At 33.1% G+C, this 3,434-nt stretch carries 3 protein-coding genes; 2 read left to right on the forward strand and 1 reads right to left on the reverse strand.

Features of this window, described 5'->3' with window-relative positions; translation table 11 throughout:
• Nucleotides 1-295 precede the first annotated feature (295 nt).
• A complete protein-coding gene (locus tag ACYVLS_RS09175; RefSeq protein WP_460323801.1) occupies nucleotides 296-1,084 on the reverse strand; it encodes a MurR/RpiR family transcriptional regulator in 789 nt (262 codons plus the stop codon).
• A 153-nt stretch (nucleotides 1,085-1,237) separates the two neighbouring features.
• Between ACYVLS_RS09175 and ACYVLS_RS09180 the strand changes: the two genes are divergently transcribed.
• Nucleotides 1,238-2,545, forward strand: a complete 1,308-nt coding sequence (locus ACYVLS_RS09180) for a family 4 glycosyl hydrolase (protein ID WP_460323803.1) — start codon at nucleotides 1,238-1,240, stop codon at nucleotides 2,543-2,545.
• A gap of 16 nt (nucleotides 2,546-2,561) precedes the next feature.
• Nucleotides 2,562-3,305 (forward strand): carbohydrate deacetylase, encoded by a 744-nt coding sequence (locus ACYVLS_RS09185; protein ID WP_460323805.1) that lies wholly within the window; start codon nucleotides 2,562-2,564, stop codon nucleotides 3,303-3,305.
• Nucleotides 3,306-3,434: the final 129 nt, after the last annotated feature.

Here is a 3,434-nt window from a genome sequence, read left to right on the forward strand (position 1 = left end):
AATTCTTTTCTTTACCATATGTTTATAATACCCTTACAATCCCTCTCTTTTCAAATCAACTGATTGTCACTTGCGATTGAGGTGATGGGCTTTCTAAAAGGTAAAACTTTATACTTTCCTATACTATAAAAAAAAGCCGGTAAAGATTGTATTATTCCAACCTTTACCGGACTATTTACTTTATTCAATATAGTTTAATTCTATTCTTTTACTTATGAAGAAACTCAGCATAGAAATTGAATTTCTCCACGAAAACTAAAAGTGCAAATAAAACAGTTGAATTTCGAGTCAACGTTCAATGTAGATTATTCTCACAACTCGTATTATTTACTCGAGTTCCATAACTTTGGGAAATAATACATTCAAATAAATAGTCAAGTAAAAAATTTAAAGTTATAGTACTCCAATGCTTTTTTAAATCATATGAATCAGATTTGTAATACAGTGAATAATCTGATAGCGAAGCCAATTCATTACTACTATCTGTAGTCAAACTTACGATAGTGTTGTTTTTTAGGGAATGCTTCTTCAGCTCATCTATATACTCTTTCCCATCTCCCCCTAATGAAACGATTAATATAAGTTTCTCATCACTACTATTCTCTAGTATAATTCTTAAATCATCAATTGTTCGAAGATTGATCATTTGGTTATTGTATAGTATTAGCTCAGTAGAAAAGTTGCTTACAAATTGCTTTTGCTTCCAACCTGTCCCATAGCAGTAGCATACTTTACTTTCCAGAATGGCTTGAGCTACTCTATTGATAACCTGACTGTTCAGCCTTTGAGTCATTTCAAGCTGATTTGTTATACGAGATAAAAAGTTATCACTATGAACTATACAGTCATCGTTGATTTTTGTGTTCTCTTTTATTTTATATCTTAAATCAACGAATCCTTCAAAACCAAGCTTTATGATTATTCTATGCAAGGTGGATGTCGATGTAAAACAAAGGTTAGCTAACTCTTGAATTTTCAATCCAGGAATAGATTCATAATGAATATTTATAGATTTAACAATCTGAATATCACTTTTACTTAATACATCACCACGTTTATTCATTTCCTTCTCAATTATATTCATTTTTGGACCCCCTAAAAACATGGAAATAGTTTCATAAAATGGAAAAGCCACCAAAAAGTGAAACCGCTTTAAATACCTCTTGTTTCTATTCATTTTATCACATATGCATGGTAAAAATAAGGTGTAATATAATTAAGAAAGGTGGACAAGTAAATGGACAATATTGTTACTATAGCTGGTGGCGGAAGCGGATATACTCCAGGTATCGTGCTTACACTAATAAAGAATCAACATGATTTTCCGGTAAGTGAGCTGCGTTTATACGATATTAATAGTGTACGAAACAAAGATATGGAGGTTATCATACATCACTTATTAGAAAAGGAAAATTCTGCTATAAGACTAATAGCAACTACTAATCCACAAGAAGCTTTTGAAGGTGCGCATTTTATTTTTTCTCAAATACGAGTTGGTGGAATCAAAATGCGTGAAATCGATGAAAAGATACCTCTTAAGTACAATATAATTGGTCAAGAAACTTGTGGGGTCGGTGGATTTTCATATGGATTAAGATCTATGAAGGGCTTCCTTCAAATGGTTGAATATATAGAAAAATATTCACCTAATGCATGGATACTCAACTATACGAATCCAGAGACAATTATTTCTGAAGCTGTAAGAAGACAATTTCCAAATATGAAAATTGTCAATGCATGTGATCAGACTATAGCAATTGAAGAATTAATGTCAACTTCTTTTGGTTACAATCGCAATCATTGGGTTTCCAGCTATTATGGCCTAAATCACTTTGGATGGTATGAATCCATTTATGATACGTCTTTGAAAAAAGATATTATGCCCGAGTTAATTGATAAAATACTTACACATGGTTTTAAGACAGATCATTTAGATTCAAGTTGGGCAAAAGCGTTCAAATTAATGGAGCGTATGCTGAAGGACTTCCCTCAACAGATTCCTAATAATTATTTAGAATACTACCTTTATCCGAACGTCCTTGTAGAAAACGCTAACCCAAATTACACACGTGCCAATGAAATAATAGACGGAAGATTAAAAGAAATAAAAGAAACAGTTCAATTGATACAATCATCATCAGTAGAGAATATTAACTATAACAGTAATTCTCATGGCCAGTACATTGTGGATATTGCTGTTTCAATATTAAATAATCTCAATCGTAGATTTATGCTCATAGTGCCTAATAAAGGTGCTATTCCCAACCTTAGAGAAGATGCCGTTGTGGAAGTGCCTTGTTATGTGAATTCTAATGGTGTTGAACCCATTTCTCTGCGGAAAAATATTCCAGATTTTCATAAAGGTCTTATGGAGGCACAAGTCGCTTCAGAAAAACTGCTAGTCGACGCTTTCTTTGAAAAATCCTACCAAAAAGCTCTTCAGGCTTTCACGCTAAATCAATCTGTTCCTAATGCGGTTATTGCCAAAAATGTATTAGATGAACTAATGGAAAAAAATGTTGACTATTGGGTAACTTTAACTTGAAAATGGGGGAGATTAAATGACTGTCTTGATAATAAATGCAGATGATTTTGGTTACAGCCGTGCGATTAATTTTGGAATAATTGATTCCTATAAAAATGGCATATTGACATCAACTACCATAATGCCAAACATGCCTGGATTTGAACACGCAACAGAATTAGCAAAAGAAAATCCGGGTTTGGGTATTGGTGTGCACCTCACTTTGACTTGCGGAAGTCCTCTATCCCCAAGCGTTCCTTCTCTGACAGAAGACGGTGAATTCAGAAATTTATCATTTTATGAGCGTCCATTCTCAATTGACGAAGACGAGTTATATGAAGAATGGGATCTGCAAATTAAGCGTGTACTTGATGCAGGTATTAATCCCTCTCATTTAGATACACACCACCATGTAAATATGTTTGATCCCTTACAAGAGGTGTTTGTCAAATTAGCAAGAAAGTATAGGCTTCCAGTTCGAAATAATTTTAATGTTCCAGATGACATCTCTACAGTTAACCGATTCTTTATTGATTTAGATAATTTAGGAGCTACTAAAGATGTATGGAAACCTTTAATTGTTAACTCACTCATTCAAGATTATCACAAGTACGGGACTGTTGAAGCAATGTGTCATCCTGGGTATTTAGATGATACAGTTTTTGAGAACTCCGCTTTACTCAAAAATCGTGTCTCAATGGCTCGAGAGCTCATGGATGACTCTTACAAAGAGTTGCTAGAAAATCATAATATTAAGTTGGGAACTTTTAGAAACATATAAAAAGGTAACACCCAATAATCTATGAAAAACTATGTATTAAAAAAATCTTGTTGCTCGTTTGATGCTAGCTATTGATCAGGTTAAATAAAAACTGATTTTTAAAAAAAGTTAGCCTTTAATAAGAGTCTA

The organism is Alkalibacterium psychrotolerans (assembly GCF_054784355.1).

Coding starts and splice junctions, on each gene's coding strand:
- ACYVLS_RS09175 (WP_460323801.1), bottom strand. CDS start 1,084: ATGAATATAATTGAGAAGGAAATGAATAAACGTGGTGATGTATTAAGT.
- ACYVLS_RS09180 (WP_460323803.1), top strand. CDS start 1,238: ATGGACAATATTGTTACTATAGCTGGTGGCGGAAGCGGATATACTCCA.
- ACYVLS_RS09185 (WP_460323805.1), top strand. CDS start 2,562: ATGACTGTCTTGATAATAAATGCAGATGATTTTGGTTACAGCCGTGCG.